This is a genomic window from Micromonospora sp. NPDC004551, assembly GCF_040609975.1.
In the GTDB taxonomy this organism is placed as follows: Bacteria; Actinomycetota; Actinomycetes; order Mycobacteriales; family Micromonosporaceae; genus Micromonospora.
In genome coordinates this window covers 153,164-170,577 of record NZ_JBEXLM010000002.1, presented here as the reverse complement: position 1 = coordinate 170,577, position 17,414 = coordinate 153,164, and the positions used below count along the sequence as shown (strand labels likewise).

Sequence of the window (17,414 nt, the reverse complement as noted above, 5' to 3'; positions counted from 1 at the left end):
ACGGCCACCGACGGCGGGATCAGCGGCCGGACTCGAGCGAGCCCGCGCGGCCGCCGCCGTAGGAGCCGGCGAGGCCGGCGGTGGCGAGGCCGTTGCTGCCGCCCCCGGCGGCACGGTTGCCGCCCTCGCGGTTCATCTCGACCTCCAGGCCCTGGCCGCGACCGTCGAGGTCACGCAGCTGGCTCTCCAGGTAGGCCTTGAGACGGGTGCGGTACTCGCGCTCGAACTGCTTGAGCTCCTCGATGTGCTTCTGCAGCGCGGTGCGCTTGGCGTCCAGGCCGCCCATGGCCTCCTGGTGCCGCTGGCGGGCGTCCCGCTCCAGGGCGTCGGCCTTGGCGCGGGCCTCGCGGGTGACCTCCTCGGCCTTGGAGCGGGCCTCGGAGAGCAGCTGGTCGGCCTCGCGCCGGGCGTCGGACACGTGGTCGTCGGCGGTGCGCTGGGCCATCATGAGCACCCGCAGCGCCTGCTGCTCGCCGTCGGCGGCGGAGGCCGCCGGGCCACCCTGGGCGCGGACCTGCTCCAGCTCGGCCTGCATCGCCCGGGCCGCCTGCTCGGCGGCCGCCTTGTCGCGCTGCACCCGGTCGAGCTGGGCCTTGACGTCGTTGAGCTCCGCGGCGAGCCGGGCGTCGCCGCCGGGGCCGGCGGGAGCACCGCCGCGACCGCCGCGCTCCACCTGGGCGCGCAGCTCGTTGTTCTCCTCGATCAGACGGGCAAGCTCGCGCTCGACCTCGTCCAGGAAGGCGTCGACCTCCTCCTCGTCATACCCCCGCTTGCCGATCGGCGGCTTTTTGAAGGCGACGTTGTGGACGTCGGCCGGGGTCAGCGGCATCGAAACTCCTCGGGTCAGTTGCGGCCGCGAAAGCGCTCTGGTCAGGCAAAGGCCAGGATCAGGCGCCTAAACACGAACTCCATCAGCACGAACAGGATAACCAGGAGCACAAGGGAGGCCAGGTCGATGCTCACGGTACCAATTCGCAGTGGTGGGATCACACGCCTCAACGCGCGCAGGGGCGGATCAGTGACGCTCCACACGACTTCCAATCCTGCCGATGCTCCACGGCCCGGTTGCCAGCGGCGACCATAGGCCAGAACGGCGCCCAGGACAAATCGGGCCAACAGCACAAGCAGGAAGAAATACAGGAGCAAATAGAGCACCTGGAACAGGATCGACAACACGGCAGGCGACGTCCCTCGGTCGTGCGGGCTAGCTCAGGCTGAAAAAGCCGCCCTCAGCGATCTTGGCCTTGTCCTCCGCGGTGACCTGGACGTTGGCCGGTGAGAGCAGGAACACCCGGTTGGTCACGCGCTCGATCGTACCGCGCAGGCCGAACGCGAGCCCGGCAGCGAAGTCGACCAGCCGGCGGGCGTCCGCCTCGTCCATCTCGGTGAGGTTGATGATCACCGGCACGCCGTCGCGGAAGTGCTCACCGATGGTGCGCGCCTCGCGGTAGGTGGTCGGGTGCAGCGTGGTGATCTGGTAGCGCTGCTCGTCCTCGGGCACCACCGCCCGCTCGCGCGGCTGGGCCTGCGGCGCCAGGGCGAGGTTGTCCCGGGTGTGGTAGGTCAGCGCCCCGGAGGTCTCGCCCGCGCCGGAGCGGGTGATCGACCGGACGCTGGACCGCTCGGTCCGCTCCGGCCGCTCCACCTCGGCACGGTCGGTCTCGACGGCGCGGCTCGACGCCCGCTCGCTCAGCCGGCCGCGGTCGCCGGCTCGGACCCGGGTCGCCGGCGGCTCCTCGGACTCGTCGTCCTCGTCGTCGGCGAACTCCTCGGAGTAGCGGCTCGACCGGTAGCGCGACTCGCGGTAGCCACCCTTGTCGTAGCCACCGTCCTCGTACGCCCGCTCATCGTCTTCCTCGACGAGACCGAGCCAGACCCCCGCCTTGCGCAGTGCACCCATCCCCGCGCCCTTCCGTCCGCCGTGCGGCACGCGCCCCCGTGCCGTGTCGCTTGATCACGAGTGGACAACGATGCCCACCGGACCGGATCGGCAATCCCCTGGCGAGCGATTCGCGGTCCGCCCGCCATTGGCCCCCGGCTACGGGAACGCCGTTCCTGAACAACACTGATGTAATTTGCTTCTTTCGCGGTCAGGCTACCGCAGCGTGGGGCGCATTCCGAGCAACGCGCTGCCGACGCGGACATGTGTCGCGCCGTACCCGATCGCGATTTCCAGATCGCCGCTCATTCCCGCGGAGAGGACCGTCGCACCGGGATGCTCGGCGCAGAATCGCGCCGCCACCTCGGCCAGCCGGGCGAACGCCCGCTCCGGCTCCCAACCCAGCGGGGCGACCGCCATGAGACCGGCGAGCCGCAACGCCCCGGCCCCGGCCACCGCCGCGGCCACCGGACCGAGTCCCCGGTCCGGGTCGGCCGCGTCCGGCAGCGCCCCGCCGCGGGCCGGATCGCCGTCGACGCTCACCTGCACCAGCACGTCCAGCGGCCGGTCCCGGGCGGCAGCCGCCGCGCCGTCCAGGGCGGCGGCCAGCCGCACGCTGTCGACCGACTGGACCACGTCGGCGTAGCGGACCACCGAGCGGGCCTTGTTGCGCTGGAGCTGGCCGATGAAGTGCCAGCGCGGCACGGCACCGGCGGCAGCCGCCTCGGCGGCCTTCGGTGCCGCCTCCTGGTCGCGGTTCTCCCCCACGTCGGTCACCCCGAGCCCGGCCAGCGCGACCACGTCGGCGGCCGGGTAGGTCTTGGTCACCGCGACCAGCGTGACCTCGCCCCGGTCCCGGCCGGCCGCCGCGCAGGCGTCGGCGATGCGGGCCCGGACCCGGGCGAGGCCGGCCGCGAGCTCGGCGCGACGGTCGGGTCGCACCGTGGTCGGTGAATCGGTCATCGGCGCGGCTCAGGACCCGTTCTTGAGGAAGTCCGGGACGTCGACGTCGTCGAACAGCACCCGGCGCGGCGACTGCTGCGGCGGCGGCACGGTGGCCGGCGGCGTGACCGGCGGGTTCACCGGCGCCGGCTGGTTCTGGTTGCTCTTGCGGGGCGCGTCCGCCGCCTTGTACGCCGGCATGCCACCGTCGAATCCCGCCGCGATCACGGTCACCCGCACCTCGTCGCCGAGCGCGTCGTCGATGACCGCACCGAAGATGATGTTGGCCTCCGGGTGGGCCGCGTCGGTGACCAGCTGCGCCGCGTCGTTGATCTCGAACAGGCCCAGGTCGGAGCCGCCGGCGATGGAGAGCAGCACGCCCCGCGCGCCGTCCATGCTCTGCTCCAGCAGCGGGCTGGAGATGGCCGCCTCGGCCGCCTCCACGGCGCGGTTCTCACCGCGGGCGCTGCCGATGCCCATGAGTGCGCTGCCGGCGCCGCTCATCACGCTCTTCACGTCGGCGAAGTCGAGGTTGATGAGACCCGGCGTGGTGATCAGGTCGGTGATGCCCTGGACACCGGAGAGGAGCACCTGGTCCGCGGTGCGGAAGGCGTCCATCATGGAGATGTTCCGGTCGCCGAGGGCGAGCAGGCGGTCGTTCGGGATCACGATGAGCGTGTCGCACTGGTTGCGCAGCTCCTCGATGCCGGCCTCGGCCTGCACCTGGCGGCGCTTGCCCTCGAAGGAGAACGGCCGGGTGACCACGCCGATGGTGAGCGCGCCGAGCTTGCGGGCGATGTTGGCCACGACCGGCGCGCCGCCGGTGCCGGTGCCGCCGCCCTCGCCGCAGGTCACGAAGACCATGTCGGCGCCCTTGAGCACCTCCTCGATCTCGTCGCGGTGGTCCTCGGCGGCGTTCTTGCCCACGTCGGGATTGGCGCCGGCGCCCAGCCCGCGGGTCAACTCCCGGCCGACGTCGAGCTTCACGTCGGCGTCGCTCATCAGCAGCGCCTGCGCATCGGTGTTGATCGCGATGAACTCGACGCCCTTGAGTCCAACCTCGATCATCCGGTTGACGGCGTTCACGCCGCCGCCCCCGATGCCGACGACCTTGATGACCGCCAGGTAGTTGTGCGGAGGTGTCATCTCCGGTCCTTTCCCTTCGAGATTGGCATGGGCCGACCCCACACGGCTTGTGCCAGACCAGCGGCGGAGCATTTCCCAGCTGTTCCGACGGCTGAAACCCTCACCCTCTACTAGAGGCTTAGAGCGATGTCAACCACTGATCTCTTCGGGGCAACGTATGCGCCGCCGCGCGCTGAGCCAAGGACCTTTCCGGCGTGTCGCCCGCGGAGCGGGACGGCTCACGTCGGCCGGCCGGCGGATCACTGGAAGGTGACCACGTCCGGTGCGCTGACGTCGATCGTGTCGGCCTTCCGACCGAGCAGGGCGGTGGCCACCTTGGACTTGTCCGGGCTGCGGGTCGCGTCGCCCCAGACCACCTTCCGGTCGTCGCGCAGCAGCAGGGTGATCCGGGCCAGCCCGGCCACGTCCACCGCGACCAGCTCGGCACGCAGCTTCGGGCTGAGCGCGGCCAGCACGTCCAGCCCGGCCCGGGTGCCGGGGTCGTCGGGCGCCGGCCGGCCGACCCGGACGACCGGCAGCCCGGCGGGGGCCTGGTCCAGGCTCTGGAAGACCACGCCGGACCGGTCGACGACCGCCCAGCGCTCGCCCTGCGGCACCGCGGCCGCGGGAGTGCGCTCCACCACGCGGATCACCAGGGCACCGGGCCAGTCCCGCTCCACCGTGGCCCGCTCCACCGGGGCGAGCGTGCCGACCCGGCGGGCGGTCGCGGCCAGATCCACCCGGGCCAGCGGCGCCTCGTCGGGCACGGCCGCGGCGTCGCGCACCTCGACCGGGGTGACCAGCGTCGCGCCGACCACCCGCACCTCCCGGACGCCGAACAGGCCGGTGCCCAGCACGGTCCAGGCGACCAGCCCGGCGATCGCCAGCACGGCGACGGTGACCGCCCAGGGCAGCGCGGCGCGCATCCGCCGCTGCCGGGCCCGGGCCATGAAGCGCCGGGTGGACGGAGGTACGGCGTCCGCGCCGGCCCGGACCAGCTGCCACCGCCGGGCCGGGTTGCGCCGGCCGGCCCCGCCGTCCTGGCCGGGGGTGCGGCCGCGGGCCGGGCCGGGACTCATCCGGCCGTGGCGGCCGCGCCGTCCGGGTCGACGCCGGTGCCGATCGCCGTGGTGCCGCCGGTGCGGGCCAGCAGGGCGTCGAGCAGCTGGTCGCCCATCAGCGAGATCGGCGGTGCGCCCATGGTCACCACCACGTCGCCGGGCCGGGCCCGGCGGGCCACCTCGGCCGGCACGTCGTCCCACGCCTCGACGAAGACCTTCCGGTCGGCCGGCAGCGGCACCACCGACAGCAGCGCGGCCGAGCCCTCGCCGGGCTGGCGCAGCTCACCGGGGCCGAACACCTCCAGCAGCACCAGCTCGTCGGCGATGCCGAGCGCGGCGGCGATCTCCGCCTGGAGGTCGCGGGTGCGGTAGAGCCGGTAGGGCTGGAAGACCACGATGAGCCGGCCCTCACCGGCCACCTCGCGCAGCGTCTGCAGGGCCAGCGTCATCGAGGTCGGGTGGTAGGCGTACTCGTCGTAGACCAGCACGCCGTCGGCGACACCCTTGCGCTCGAACCGCCGCCGCACGCCGGGGAACGCGCCGAGCGCGGCCTCCGCCGCCGTGATGGGCAGCTCCAGCAGGTACGCGGCGAGCACCGCGGAGGCGCTGTTCAGCCCCATGTGCCGCCCCGGCACCGGGAGCCGGATCTCGCCCAGCGACCGGCCCTCGATCTCGGCCAGGTAGCGCACGCCCTGGGCGGAGGAGGCCATCCCGCTCAGCTTCAGGTCGGCGTCGGCGGACTCGCCGTACGTCCAGACCCGGCGCCCCTCGGCCCGCAGCGTCTCGGCCAGCCGCCGCCCGCCCGGGTCGTCGGCGCAGGTGACGATGAACCCCTCGGGGTCGGTCAGCCGGGCGAACTCGGCGAAGGTCGCCTCCAGGTTGGCCAGGTCGCCGTAGGTGTTGAGGTGGTCCGCCTCGATGTTCGTGATGATCGACACGTACGGCCGGTAGATGAGGAAGGACCGGTCGCTCTCGTCCGCCTCGACCACGAAGTGTTCGCCGGTGCCGTGGTGGGCGCCGGAGCCGACCTCGGAGATCTCGCCACCGATCACGAAGGACGGGTCGGTGCCGGCCTGCTGGAGCACCATGGTGACCATCGAGGTGGTGGTGGTCTTACCGTGAGTGCCCGCGACCGCCACGGTGCGGCGGCCGGTCATCGCGGCGGCGAGGGCCTCGGAGCGGTGCAGCACCCGCAGGCCGCGCCGGCGCGCCTCGACCATCTCCAGGTGGTCCTGCGGGATGGCCGACGAGTAGACGACCGTGTCCACGCCGTCGAGGTTGGCCGCCTCGTGGCTCATGTGGATGGTGCCGCCGAGCGCCCGCAGGCCGGCCAGGGACGGCCACTCCCGCAGCTCGCTGCCGGAGACCGGCAGGCCCCGGGTGAGGAAGAGCCGGGCCAGGCCGCTCATGCCGACGCCACCCACCCCGATGAGGTGGATCCGGCCCAGGTCCTCCGCGGTCATCGTGCCGGCGGGGGTGAACTGCGCGGTGTTCATGCGACGTACCTTCCGGTCGCGGCGGCCCGCATCAGCGGGACACCGCCTCATAGACGAAGTTCAGCAGGGCGACGTCGCCGTCGCGACGGCCGTACGCGGCCGCGGCGGTGCCCATCGCGGCGAGTCGCTGCGGGTCCCGGATCAGCGGGACCACCGTGCGCTCCACCCAGGCCGGGGTCACCTCGGCGTCATCGACGAGCAGCCCGCCGCCGGCCTCCACCACGGGCAGCGCGTTGCGCTTCTGCTCCTGGTTGCTGTGCGGGTACGGCACGTAGACGGTGGGCAGGCCGATCGCGGCCACCTCGGCGCAGGTCATCGCGCCGCCCCGGCCCAGCATCAGGTCGGCGGCCGCGTAGCCCAGCTCCATCTCGGACAGGTAGGGCAGGGTCACGTAGGGCACCGGCAGGTCGCTGGGGACGGAGACCGGCTCGTTGCGGGCGCCGATCACGTGCAGCACCTGCACGCCGTTGCGGGCCAGCTCCTTGGCCGCCCCGGAGACCGCCAGGTTGATCGAGCGGGCGCCCTGCGAGCCGCCGGCCACGAAGAGCACCGGCAGGTCGGGGCGGAGTCCGAAGTGGGCGCGGGCGGCGTTGCGCACGGCGGCCCGGTCCAGCCCGGCGATGCCCCGGCGCAGCGGCACACCGACCACCCGGGCGTCGCGCAGCGACTCGGCCTGCGCCGGCTGGTGCGGGAAGCCGACGGCGACGTTCTTCGTGAACTTCATGCCGAGCCGGTTGGCCACGCCCGGCGGCACGTTCACCTCGTGGATGACGATGGGCAGCTCGCGCCGCCACGCGGCCAGGTAACCGGGAACCGAGACGTACCCGCCGAAGCCGATCACGACGTCGGCGCGCACCTCGTCGAGCACCTTGCCCGCTGCGCGGGCGGCCTTCCACATCCGGTCCGGGGTGCGCACCAGGCTCATGTTGACCGAGCGGGGCAGCTGGTAGGCCGGGATCTGGCGCAGGTCGTAGCCGGCCGGCGGGATCAGCTCGTTCTCCAGCCCCTTGGGTGTGCCGAGACAGGTGATCCGGACGCTCGGGTCGTGACGGCGCAGGCAGTCGGCGAACGCGAGCAACGGGTAGATGTGCCCACCCGTGCCGCCTCCGCAAAGCACCACCGAACGCAGCGGACCCATCAGCGTCTCCTCTCGCTCGCCGTGCCGGCACGCGCCCGGTCGGACCGGGCGCCGCGGGCCGCGGCCTGGTCGTCCTGCCGCCGCGAGCGGGACCGGGGCACGGACCCTCGGTCCGCCGGTGGCGACGCCGGTCGGCGGCGCCGGCCGGGAAGCGGCGGCAACGGGGCCCACACTAGTCGGACCCACCGGGCCGGCGGACGGGCATGCAGGGCCCGGGCCGCGTCGGGCTCGGCACGGGCGAAGGAGGCGAGCATCCCGATCGCGGCCAGGGTCACCACGAGGGCGCTGCCGCCGTCGGAGATGAACGGCAGGGGTACGCCGGTGAGCGGCAGCAGCCCGGTGACCCCGCCGATGTTGATCACGGCCTGGCCGACCAGCCAGGCGGTGACCCCGGCGGCGGCGAGCCGGCGGAACGGGTCCTCCACCCGCCGGGCGATCCGCAGCCCGCTGTACGCCAGCACGGCGAACAGCACCAGCACCACCGAGCAGCCGACCACACCCAGCTCCTCGGCGATGATGGCGAAGATGAAGTCGTTGTGCGCCTCGGGCAGCCAGCCGTACTTGAAACTGCTCCGGCCCAGCCCGACGCCGAACCAGCCGCCGTTCTCCACCGCGTAGCGGGCCTGGACGAGCTGGTAGCAGTTGGGCAGCTCCAGCTCGAAGCAGGTCTTCGGGTCGGGCGGGTCGAGCCACATGGTGAGCCGCCCGAGCCGGTAGTTGTCGGCGTCCCGCGACCCGGATCCGGCGCCGAGGGATGCGGCGGCGACCAGCAGGCCGATCCCGGCCAGACCGATCGCGGAGAGGGTGGCGAAGACCCGCTTCCGCACACCGGCGGCCCAGAGCATCCCGACCACCAGCGCGAGCAGGCAGAGCATGCTGCCCAGGTCGTTGTAGCCGACCAGCACGAAGAGCAGGCCGACCACCGGGAAGAGCGGGGTGGCCAGCTCCCGCCACCACCCGAGCGCGGCGCCCTTGCGGGCCAGCACGTGCGCGCCCCAGAGCACCAGCGCGAACTTGGCCACCTCGACCGGCTGCACCGAGATCGGACCGAGGTAGAGCCAGAGCAGCTCGGCCTTGAGCGGGCCGATCGACTTCACCCGGAAAAGCGCCTCCAGCGCCACCAGCAGGTTGAGGACCAGCAGGAGCGCCACGGCCACCCCGAGGAAGGGCCGGGACACCGCCCGGAACGTCCGGGCGGGCAGCCGCTGGCACGCCCAGAAGGCGACGATCCCGATCACCGCGAAGATCGTCTGCTTGACCAGGGACGCGGTGGCGTCCCCCTCCTCGGCGAAGTCCTTCACGCTGGTGGCCGAGAAGACCATGGTGAGACCGATCAGCAGCAGCAGGCCGGCGCTGGAGAGCAGCAGGTAGTAGGAGGCCAGCGGCCGGGCCAGCAGGCCGCGCAGCGCGGCCAGCCCGCCGGCCGCGTCCAGGCCGAGCAGCGGCCCGGGCGGGTCGGCCGGGCGGGTCGCCGCGGGCGTCCGCCGGGCCTGCGTGTCGGTCGCGCCCTCGGTGTCTCTTCCCTCCCCCACCCGCCCATCATGGCGGCTCGACCCGCCCGCCCGTGGCGCAACCGCCCGGTCGGCGTGTCGGAACGGAAAACGGCGGGACCCCTGGTAACGCCCAGGGATCCCGCCGTGACGCAGCGGCAGCGGATCAGCTCACCGCGGCCAGGAACTCGCTGTAGAACAGGCCCAGCGCGATGGCCACGCCGATGCCGGCGATGATCCAGAACCGGACCACGATGTTGACCTCGCTCCAGCCGGCCAGCTCGAAGTGGTGCTGGAGCGGGGACATCCGGAAGACCCGCTTGCCGGTGGTGCGGAACGAGATGATCTGGATCACCACGGACATCGTGACGATCACGAAGAGGCCGCCGATGATCGGCAGCAGCAGGATGGTCCGGGTGGACATCGCCATGCCGGCGATCAGGCCGCCCAGGCCCAGCGCGCCGGTGTCGCCCATGAAGATCCGGGCCGGCGACGTGTTCCACCAGAGGAAGCCCACACAGGCTCCGGCCGCCGCCCCGGCGATCAACGCGATCTCCAGCGGGTCCCGCACCGCGTAGCAGTACGCCTCGGTGTAGTTCGGGTCGGCGCACCAGTGCCGGTACTGCCAGAACGCGATCAGCGCGTACGCGGCGAGGACCATCACCGAGGCGCCGGTGGCCAGGCCGTCGAGGCCGTCGGTGAGGTTCACCCCGTTGGTCGCCGCCATCACCACCAGGACGATGACGATCACCGAGCCGATCTTGCCGATCTCCAGGGCCGGGATGTCCCGGATGAAGCTCAGCATGGTGCTGCCGACGGTCTCGGTGTTGGTCGCGTTGCCGCGGACGTCGGTCATGCTGCTCGGGAAGTACAGCGCCACCACGCCGAAGATCGCGCCGACCAGGATCTGGCCGGCGAGCTTCCCGCGCTTGTTGAGGCCGCCGCTGTGCCGTTTGCGGACCTTCAGGAAGTCGTCGATGAAGCCGACCGCGCCGGAGAACACCATGAGCCCCAGCAGCACCAGCGCCGTGATGGTCGGCTCGACCTGGGCGATCTGCGCGTCCGGCAGGGTGGTCAGGGCCAGGTGGCCGGCGACGTACGCGATCACCGTGGCCAGGATGAAGACCACGCCGCCCATCGTCGGCGTGCCCTTCTTGCCCTGGTGCATGGCCGGGCCCTCGGCCCGGATCGGCTGGCCGGCCTTGAGCCGGGTGAACACCTTGATCGCGATCGGGGTGCAGAAGAGCGAGATCAGGAAGGCGACCCCGATGGCGACGATCACCGCCCTCATGCGGCCGAACCCTTCCCGGCGTCCGCGCGCAGCGCGTCGGCCACCTCCCAGGTGCGGTACCGGGAGCCCTTCACCAGCACCACGTCACCCGGACGCAGCTCGCTCCGCAGCACCTCGACGGCCGCCGCCTGATCGGTGAGCAGCACCGACTCTCCTCCCCAGTTGCTTACCGCTGTCGCGCCTTCGTGGATCGGCGCCGCCGGCTCGCCCACCACGAGCAGCCGGTCGATCCCCAGCTCGGCCGCGAGCCGGCCGACCTGCTGGTGCCCCTCCCGTTCGAAGTCGCCCAACTCGGCCATGTAACCGAGCACCGCGACGGTACGCCCCGTACCCCGCATGCTCGCCAGCGCCCGCAGCGCCACGCCGGTGGAGGCCGGATTGGCGTTGTACGAGTCGTCGATCACGGTCACCCCGTCGGGGCGCTCGAACACGTCCATCCGGCGGGTGGAGACCAGCCCCAGCTCGCCGAGGGCCACCGCCAGCTCGGGCAGGGGCAGGCCCAGCTCCCGGGCGACCGCCGCGGCGGCCAGCGAATTGGACACCTGGTGCCGGCCGGTCAGCCCGAGCCGCACCGGCGCGCTCCCCTCCGGCGTGACGAGGGTGTACGACGGGCGGCCCCGCCCGTCCAGCGTCACGTCGACCGCCCGCACGTCGGCCCGCTCGGACTCGCCGTAGCGGACCACCCGGGCGGCGGTGCGCGCCGCCATGGCGTCGACCCGCGGGTCGTCAGCGTTGAGCACGGCCAGCCCGTCGGCGGGCAGCGCCTCGACCAGCTCGCCCTTGGCCAGCGCGATGGTCTCCACCGAACCGAACTCACCGATGTGCGCCACCCCGACGTTGAGCACCACGGAGATCCGCGGCGGCACCACGTCGCACAGGTAGCGGATGTGCCCCACCCCGCGGGCGCCCTTCTCCATCACCAGGTAGCGGGTCTCCGGACCGGCCTGCAACGCCGTGTACGGGTGCCCCAGCTCGTTGTTGAACGAGCCGGGCGGCGCCACCGTCGGGCCGAGCCGGACGGCGAGCTGGGCGATCAGATCCTTGGTGGTGGTCTTGCCGGAGGAGCCGGTCAGCCCGATGACGGTCAGCCCGGGCAGCCGGTCGACCACCGCGCGGGCCAGCCGCCCCATCGCGTCGAGCGCGTCGCCGACCAGCACCATCGGCACGCCGGGCACCTCGCGGGTGCCGAGCACGGCCACCGCGCCGGAGGAGACCGCGCCGGCCGCGTAGTCGTGCCCGTCCACCTTCTCGCCGGGGAAGGCCACGAAAAGGCCGCCCGGGGTGACCTTGCGGGAGTCGAACTCCACCGAGCCGGTCACCCGGGCGTCCGGGTCGGCGGCGACGAGCCGGCCGTCGACCGCGGCGGCCACCTCGGCCAGGGTCAGCGGGATCATCGCTGCCCCACCAGGTCGCCGAAGCGGGCGCGCAGCGCCTCCGCCAGCTCCACCCGGTCGTCGAACGGCAGCACCTCGCCGTTGATCTCCTGGCCGCGTTCCTGGCCCTTGCCCAGCAGCGCCACGATGTCCCCCGGTTCCGCCACCCGGACCGCCTCCTCGATGGCGGCCCGCCGGCCGGGCGCCTCGATGATCCGCGCGCCGGTGCCCGCCGCGTACGCGCCGGCCAGCACCTCGGCCCGGATCGTGACCGGGTCCTCGGTGCGCGGGTTGTCGTCGGTCACCAGCACCACGTCGGCGCCCCGCGCGGCGGTGGCGCCCATCACCGGCCGCTTGCCCCGATCCCGGTCGCCGCCGGCGCCCAGCACGCAGATCAACCGGCCGCCGGTCAGGTCACGCAGCGCCAGAAGGACCGCCTCGATGGCGTTCGCCTTGTGCGCGTAGTCCACGACCCCGCGTACCGGGGCGTCGCCGCTGACCAGTTCCAGCCGGCCGGGCACCCCGCCGCAGGCGGCCACCCCGCGGGCCGCGGTGACCGGGTCGACCCCGGCGGCCACCAGCACGGCGACGGCCAGCAGCGCGTTGGCCACGTTGTGGCGGCCGGGCAGCGCGACACCGGTGGGCAGGGTCACCCGGCCCGGGCCGTGCAGGGTGAAGTGCTGCGCGTAGCCCTCGCCGCCGATGCCGTCGGCCCACCAGGTGGCGGTCGGGTCGCCGGCCGCCGAGTAGGTCACGGTGGCGGGCTTGCGCAGCGGCTCCAGCGCCGGGTCGTCGTGGTTGAGCACCTCGACCCGGCAGCGCCCGTCGAAGAGCTTCGCCTTGGCGGCGAAGTAGTCGGCCTCGTCGGCGTGGAAGTCCAGGTGGTCGGAGCCGAAGTTGGTGTAGCCGCCGACGTCGAACCGGACCCCGCCGACCCGGCCCATGGCCAGGGCGTGGCTGGAGACCTCCATGACCACGGTGTCCACCCCGCGCTCGCGGGCCACCGCGAGCATGGCGTGCAGGTCGGTCGCCTCGGGGGTGGTCCGGACGCTGTCGATCACCAGGTCGCCGAGACGGGTCTCGACCGTGCCGATCAGGCCGGTGGTGTGCCCGGCGGCGCGCAGCCCGGACTCAATGAGGTAGCTGGTGGAGGTCTTGCCGGCGGTGCCGGTCACGCCGATCATGGTGAGCCCGGTGGTCGGGTCGCCGTAGACGGTGGCGGCCACCTCGCCGAGCACCGCCCGGGGGTCGTCGACGACCAGCACGGGCAGGCCCGTCCCGGCGGCCAGCGCGACGCCGGCCGGGTCGGTCAGCAGGGCCACCGCGCCCGCACCGGCCGCCGCGGCGGCGAACTCCGCGCCGTGCCGGCGGGCACCGGGCAGGGCCGCGTACAGGTCGCCGGGGCGGACCTCCTGGCTGGCGTGGGTCACCCCGGTGACGGCCATCTCGGCGGCCCCCTCCGGCGGCGCGACGGCCAGCCGGGCGGCGAGGTCGCCGAGCCGGACGGGATTCACGGTGGTGGGTCGTGGATTGCCGGGCACGGCGTCAGACCCTACCCGGTCGTCCGGTTCCGACCGCACAGCCGCCCCGGTGGTTCGTCGCCACTCACCGATGATGTCCCGCCCTCCCGGCTCAGTGCGGAAAGACCTCGAACTTCGGGGACTTGTTGGTCGCCGAGGGCGGCACCCGGTAGTGCCGGAGAGTGAAGGACATCATCTCCCGGAAGGCCGGCGCGGCCACCGCACCGCCCTCGCCGCCCGGGCTCCAGACGAAGACCGCCACCACGTACCGCGGCTTCTCCGCCGGGGCCATCCCGATGAACGAGCCGACCTCGCCGGGCTGGAGCTTGCCGTTGTCGTAGCGCAGGCCGGTGCCGGTCTTGCCGGCCACCCGGTAGCCGGGCACCGCGGCGGCCAGGCCGGTGGCCCGCCCGTCCGGGCCGTCGACCGTGGTGACCGCCTCCAGCATCCGGCGCAGCGCGGCCGCGTTGGCCGGGCTGAGCACCGAGCGGGTGACCGGGGTGGCCCCGGGCTTCTTCTTCCCGTCCGGGCCGATCACGTCCTTGATGAGGTGCGGCTGGACGTACGTCCCGTCGTTGGCGATGGCGGCGTACGCGGCGGCCATCTGCAACGGGGTGGCGTCCACGCTGTGCCCGATCGGCACCGACCCGTGCGACGAGTCGCTCCACTGGTCGGCCGGGAGCAGCCGGCCGCTGGCCTCCCCCGGCATGCCCTCGCCGGTGGGCTGGCCCAGCCCGAACCGCTTCTGGTAGTCGATCAGCCGGTCCTTGCCGAGCTTGTCGGCGATCTCGATGGTGCCGACATTGGAGGAGAACGCGAGCATCCCCGGGATGCTCATGGTCCGCCCGTCGGCCGGGTGGGTGTCCCGGAAGGTGGTGTCGCCCTTCTGGATGGTGTTCGCCACCGGGAAGGCGGTGTCCGGGGTGATCACGCCCTCCTGGAGCGCCGCGCCGTAGGTGATCGCCTTGTGGATCGAACCCGGGTCGACGATGAAGCTGGTGGCGGCGTCCTCGCGGTCGGCCGGAGAGTTGACCTTGGCAGGGTCGGCCGCGTTGTAGGTGGGGAAGCTCGCCTGGGCCAGCACGTCGCCGGTGCCGACCTCCATGATCACCGCGGCGCCGACGCTGCCCCGGGTCTGCGCCATCCCGTCGGACAGGATCCGCTGCGACTGGAACTGGAGGTCGCGGTCGATCGTCAGCTCCAACGAACTGCCCGGTTGCGCCGGGGTGGTCTGGCTGTAGCCGCCCGGGATCGGCGCGGCCAGGTCGCCCTGCCCCACCTCGTACCGCTTCCGGCCGGGCTTGCCCTCCAGCACGTCGTCGTACTTCGCCTCCAGCCCTTCCAGGCCGTTCATGTCCTGGCTCACGAAGCCGAGCAGGTTGGCGGCGAGGTCGCCGCCGGGCACCTCGCGCCGCTCGTCGCGGTGCACGCCGATGCCGGCCAGGTCCGCCGCCATGATCTGCTTGGCCCGGTCGATGTCGACGCCGCGGGCCAGGTACTCGAACTGCGACGAGCCGCCGCCGGGCAGCTTGCGGGGCCGCATCTTCGCGGCCAGCTCCGAGGCGGGCACGCCGAGCAGCGGGGAGAGCACCTTCGCGGTGGCGACCGGGTCCTTGACCTGGGTCGGGTCGGCGAAGACGTACCGCGCCTCCACGCTGTGGGCCAGCGGGGCGCCGGTGCGGTCGTAGATCGCCCCGCGCGGCGCCGGCAGCTCGACCACGGCGAGCCGGTTGGGGAGCCCGCCGTCGGCGTACGCCGGGGTGCTGACGGTCTGGAGGTAGACCAGCCGGATGCCGATGCTGGTGAAGAGTGCCAGCACGAGAAGCGTGCCGAGCCGCAGCCGGCGGCGCGGGTCGCCGAGCTTAGGCGGGCGGCGCGGCTTGCGGACGGGCCGCCGGGCGGCGGCCGGGCGCGCGGGGCGCCGCGGCCCGGGCCGGCGCCGCGGTGCCGGGGCCTCGTCGTCGAACGGCTCGCGCACGGGCCGGGCGGAGACGGTCCGCACCACGCCGGCCCGGCCACCGGCCGCGGTCTCCCGGCGGCCGGCGCGGGTCGCACCGGTGCGGCCGCCGTCGAGCACCTGCAACGCCGGGCGGAACGGGTCGCCGGAGCGGCTGCTGCGCGGGGTACGCCGCTGCTCGGCGCCCCCGCCGGTCCGGGCGGCGCCGCCGCCCTCGCGGATGGTCCGGCCCCGCGGCGTGTACGCCCGGGCGTCGGAGATCCCGCCGACGCCCGGCTCCCGGTGCTCCGCGCTCCGGGACGAGCCGCGCCGGGAGCCCGTGGCGTCCCGGCGCGGTTCCTCCGATCTCGGCGGCACTGCTCAGCCTCCGTTGCCCTGCTGGCTGGTGATCGCCGGCGCACCCTCGACCGGGTGCGGGACGCCGATCACCTTGCCGTCCGGCAGCCGGATGTAGGCCAGCTCGTCGGAGTCGACCAGGCCCAGCTTGCGGGCGTTGGCCGTCAGGTTGCCGGGCGCCTTCTGGTCGGCGATCTCCTTCTCCAGCTGCTGCTGGTCGACGTCGAGCTTGGCCTGCTGCTGCTGGAGCTTCTCCAGCTTGAACGCGTTCTCGTTGATCTTGGTGTTGACCGCCAGGATGCCGAGCACCCCGCCGACCACGAGCACCAGGATCAGCCCGACGAACGGCGCCCGCGGCACCCGCACCGGCGGCGGCGGGGCGACCCGCAGCCGCGGCGAGGCGCTGCCGCTGGTCCGGGCGCGCTCGGCCGGCTTCAGCGCGGCGCTGCCCTGGGTGGGGAACTCGCGCGCCCCCCGGGCGCGAGTCTCCCCCCGGCGGTCGGGCCGGTCGGCCGCCACCGTCGACGTGGTGCCGCGCGGGGCACGCTGCGCCGCGGTCCGGCCCCCCGACCGCGGTGCGCGCTGTCCGATGCCGGTGTCCCGGCCGTCGCGCTGGTTGACGTTCATGTCCCCTCCCCCTCTTCGTCCGTCCCGTTCCCGTCCCCCGGCGCCGACCGCGGGTCCTGACCGGACCCCGGTGACCCCGTCCCCGGTTGGTGCATCGCCTTCACCCGGCGGCGGTACCGTTCGCGGTCGGTACGCCCCTGCCGGGCCGCCTCCGGATCGAGCCGCTCCGCGGCCCGCAGCCGCACCGAGGCGGCGCGCGGGTTCGCGGCGACCTCGGCCTCCCCGGGCAGCTCCGCGCCCCGGCTGAGCAGCCGGAACGTCGGACCCGACCCGGGCAGTTCGACCGGGAGGTCGACCGGGCCCTTACTGCGGACCCGGTCGGCGAGCGCCTGCTTGGTGAGCCGGTCCTCCAGCGAGTGGTAGGACAGGACCACCATGCGGCCGCCCACGGTGAGCTTGTCCAGAGCGGCCGGCAGCGCCGTCTCCAGCGCTGCCAGTTCTCTGTTTACCTCGATCCGTAAAGCCTGAAACGTTCTCTTTGCCGGGTGTCCCCCGGTTCGTCGGGCTGGTGCCGGAATGCTCTCCCTAACCAGCTCGGCCAGTCGCGCCGACGAGGTGATCGGCGCCCGCTCGCGCTCCCGGATGATCGCCGAGGCGATCCGCCCGGCGAACTTCTCCTCGCCGTACACCCGCAGCACCCGGGCCAGGTCCGGGTGGGAGTAGGTGTTGACCACCTCCTCGGCGGTCACCCCCCGGGTCTGGTCCATCCGCATGTCCAGCGGCGCGTCCTGCGCGTACGCGAACCCGCGGTCGGGCGCGTCCAGTTGCAGGGACGAGACGCCGAGGTCGAACAGGATCCCGTCGATCGCCGGGTAGCCGAGCCGGTCGAGCACCTCGGGCAGCTCGTCGTAGACGGCGTGCTCCAGGTGGATCCGGTCGGCGAACCGGGCCAGCCGGACCCGCGCGTGAGCGAGGGCCTCGGTGTCGCGGTCCAGGCCGATCAGCACCGTCTCCGGGTGCGCCTCGAGCACCGCCTCGGCGTGCCCGGCCAGGCCGAGCGTGGCGTCGACGTGCACGGTGCGGCCGGGCCGGCCCAGTGCGGGGGCCAGCAACTCGAGACACCGCTCGAGCAGCACCGGCACGTGCGTGCCGCGTAGCTCCCCCATCTCGACCCCCACTTGTTGAAACCGCTTCCGTCCCTGTGTCCGTCGTCGCCACGACGCCTCGCCATACCGCCAG

The 17,414-nt window shown here is 73.5% G+C and carries 15 protein-coding genes; all 15 read right to left on the bottom strand.

All coding sequences use genetic code 11. The annotated features are described in order from the left end of the window. Positions 1-19: 19 nt before the first annotated feature. The 15 genes from ABZW14_RS04775 to rsmH all read right to left on the bottom strand — a co-directional run bounded on the left by ABZW14_RS04775 (position 20) and on the right by rsmH (position 17,341). Positions 20-829, bottom strand: coding sequence for a DivIVA domain-containing protein (locus ABZW14_RS04775; RefSeq protein ID WP_355339830.1), 810 nt, complete (start codon positions 827-829; stop codon positions 20-22). A 41-nt stretch (positions 830-870) separates the two neighbouring features. Continuing rightward, positions 871-1,176, bottom strand: a complete 306-nt coding sequence (locus ABZW14_RS04770; protein WP_091268049.1) for a YggT family protein — start codon at positions 1,174-1,176, stop codon at positions 871-873. A 28-nt stretch (positions 1,177-1,204) separates the two neighbouring features. Further along, positions 1,205-1,900, bottom strand: coding sequence for a cell division protein SepF (gene sepF, locus ABZW14_RS04765; RefSeq protein ID WP_355339827.1), 696 nt, complete (start codon positions 1,898-1,900; stop codon positions 1,205-1,207). Between the two features lie 195 nt (positions 1,901-2,095). Beyond that, on the bottom strand, positions 2,096-2,842 hold the full coding sequence (locus tag ABZW14_RS04760; RefSeq protein ID WP_355339824.1) for a YggS family pyridoxal phosphate-dependent enzyme: 747 nt from the start codon (positions 2,840-2,842) through the stop codon (positions 2,096-2,098). A 9-nt stretch (positions 2,843-2,851) separates the two neighbouring features. Next, on the bottom strand, positions 2,852-3,967 hold the full coding sequence (gene ftsZ / locus ABZW14_RS04755; protein WP_355339821.1) for a cell division protein FtsZ: 1,116 nt from the start codon (positions 3,965-3,967) through the stop codon (positions 2,852-2,854). Between the two features lie 239 nt (positions 3,968-4,206). Further along, positions 4,207-5,025 (bottom strand): FtsQ-type POTRA domain-containing protein, encoded by an 819-nt coding sequence (locus ABZW14_RS04750; RefSeq protein WP_355339818.1) that lies wholly within the window; start codon positions 5,023-5,025, stop codon positions 4,207-4,209. Beyond that, positions 5,022-6,503 carry a UDP-N-acetylmuramate--L-alanine ligase gene (murC, locus tag ABZW14_RS04745; protein WP_355339815.1) on the bottom strand — a complete coding sequence of 494 codons (1,482 nt, stop codon included), beginning with the start codon at positions 6,501-6,503 and terminating at the stop codon, positions 5,022-5,024. Before murC ends, ABZW14_RS04750 begins: the two co-directional genes overlap by 4 nt. A gap of 31 nt (positions 6,504-6,534) precedes the next feature. Then, on the bottom strand, positions 6,535-7,641 hold the full coding sequence (murG, locus tag ABZW14_RS04740) for an undecaprenyldiphospho-muramoylpentapeptide beta-N-acetylglucosaminyltransferase (RefSeq protein WP_355339812.1): 1,107 nt from the start codon (positions 7,639-7,641) through the stop codon (positions 6,535-6,537). Beyond that, positions 7,641-9,083, bottom strand: a complete 1,443-nt coding sequence (locus ABZW14_RS04735) for a putative peptidoglycan glycosyltransferase FtsW (RefSeq protein ID WP_355340189.1) — start codon at positions 9,081-9,083, stop codon at positions 7,641-7,643. The genes murG and ABZW14_RS04735 overlap by 1 nt, the downstream gene beginning before the upstream one ends. Positions 9,084-9,297: 214 nt before the next feature. Beyond that, the gene (gene mraY / locus ABZW14_RS04730; protein ID WP_355339809.1) at positions 9,298-10,422 is read right to left on the bottom strand and encodes a phospho-N-acetylmuramoyl-pentapeptide-transferase; all 1,125 of its coding nucleotides are present in this window, start codon (positions 10,420-10,422) and stop codon (positions 9,298-9,300) included. Then, the gene (gene murF, locus ABZW14_RS04725) at positions 10,419-11,816 is read right to left on the bottom strand and encodes a UDP-N-acetylmuramoyl-tripeptide--D-alanyl-D-alanine ligase (RefSeq protein ID WP_355339806.1); all 1,398 of its coding nucleotides are present in this window, start codon (positions 11,814-11,816) and stop codon (positions 10,419-10,421) included. Before murF ends, mraY begins: the two co-directional genes overlap by 4 nt. Continuing rightward, complete coding sequence (locus ABZW14_RS04720) at positions 11,813-13,375, bottom strand: UDP-N-acetylmuramoyl-L-alanyl-D-glutamate--2,6-diaminopimelate ligase (protein ID WP_355339803.1); 1,563 nt, start codon at positions 13,373-13,375, stop codon at positions 11,813-11,815. Before ABZW14_RS04720 ends, murF begins: the two co-directional genes overlap by 4 nt. A gap of 52 nt (positions 13,376-13,427) precedes the next feature. After that, positions 13,428-15,629 carry a penicillin-binding protein 2 gene (locus ABZW14_RS04715; RefSeq protein ID WP_355339800.1) on the bottom strand — a complete coding sequence of 734 codons (2,202 nt, stop codon included), beginning with the start codon at positions 15,627-15,629 and terminating at the stop codon, positions 13,428-13,430. Positions 15,630-15,632: 3 nt separating this feature from the next. Continuing rightward, on the bottom strand, positions 15,633-16,235 hold the full coding sequence (locus tag ABZW14_RS04710) for a hypothetical protein (RefSeq protein ID WP_355339797.1): 603 nt from the start codon (positions 16,233-16,235) through the stop codon (positions 15,633-15,635). Then, a complete protein-coding gene (rsmH, locus tag ABZW14_RS04705) occupies positions 16,232-17,341 on the bottom strand; it encodes a 16S rRNA (cytosine(1402)-N(4))-methyltransferase RsmH (protein ID WP_355339794.1) in 1,110 nt (369 codons plus the stop codon). The genes ABZW14_RS04710 and rsmH overlap by 4 nt, the downstream gene beginning before the upstream one ends. Between the last annotated feature and the right edge of the window lie 73 nt (positions 17,342-17,414).

Excerpts from the sequence above, each read along its gene's own strand:
- rsmH (WP_355339794.1), bottom strand. The coding sequence starts at position 17,341 with ATGGGGGAGCTACGCGGCACGCACGTGCCGGTGCTGCTCGAGCGGTGT.
- murC (WP_355339815.1), bottom strand. The coding sequence starts at position 6,503 with ATGAACACCGCGCAGTTCACCCCCGCCGGCACGATGACCGCGGAGGAC.
- ABZW14_RS04750 (WP_355339818.1), bottom strand. The coding sequence starts at position 5,025 with ATGAGTCCCGGCCCGGCCCGCGGCCGCACCCCCGGCCAGGACGGCGGG.
- ABZW14_RS04710 (WP_355339797.1), bottom strand. The coding sequence starts at position 16,235 with ATGAACGTCAACCAGCGCGACGGCCGGGACACCGGCATCGGACAGCGC.
- murF (WP_355339806.1), bottom strand. The coding sequence starts at position 11,816 with ATGATCCCGCTGACCCTGGCCGAGGTGGCCGCCGCGGTCGACGGCCGG.
- ABZW14_RS04760 (WP_355339824.1), bottom strand. The coding sequence starts at position 2,842 with ATGACCGATTCACCGACCACGGTGCGACCCGACCGTCGCGCCGAGCTC.
- murG (WP_355339812.1), bottom strand. The coding sequence starts at position 7,641 with ATGGGTCCGCTGCGTTCGGTGGTGCTTTGCGGAGGCGGCACGGGTGGG.
- ABZW14_RS04775 (WP_355339830.1), bottom strand. The coding sequence starts at position 829 with ATGCCGCTGACCCCGGCCGACGTCCACAACGTCGCCTTCAAAAAGCCG.
- ftsZ (WP_355339821.1), bottom strand. The coding sequence starts at position 3,967 with ATGACACCTCCGCACAACTACCTGGCGGTCATCAAGGTCGTCGGCATC.
- mraY (WP_355339809.1), bottom strand. The coding sequence starts at position 10,422 with ATGAGGGCGGTGATCGTCGCCATCGGGGTCGCCTTCCTGATCTCGCTC.
- sepF (WP_355339827.1), bottom strand. The coding sequence starts at position 1,900 with ATGGGTGCACTGCGCAAGGCGGGGGTCTGGCTCGGTCTCGTCGAGGAA.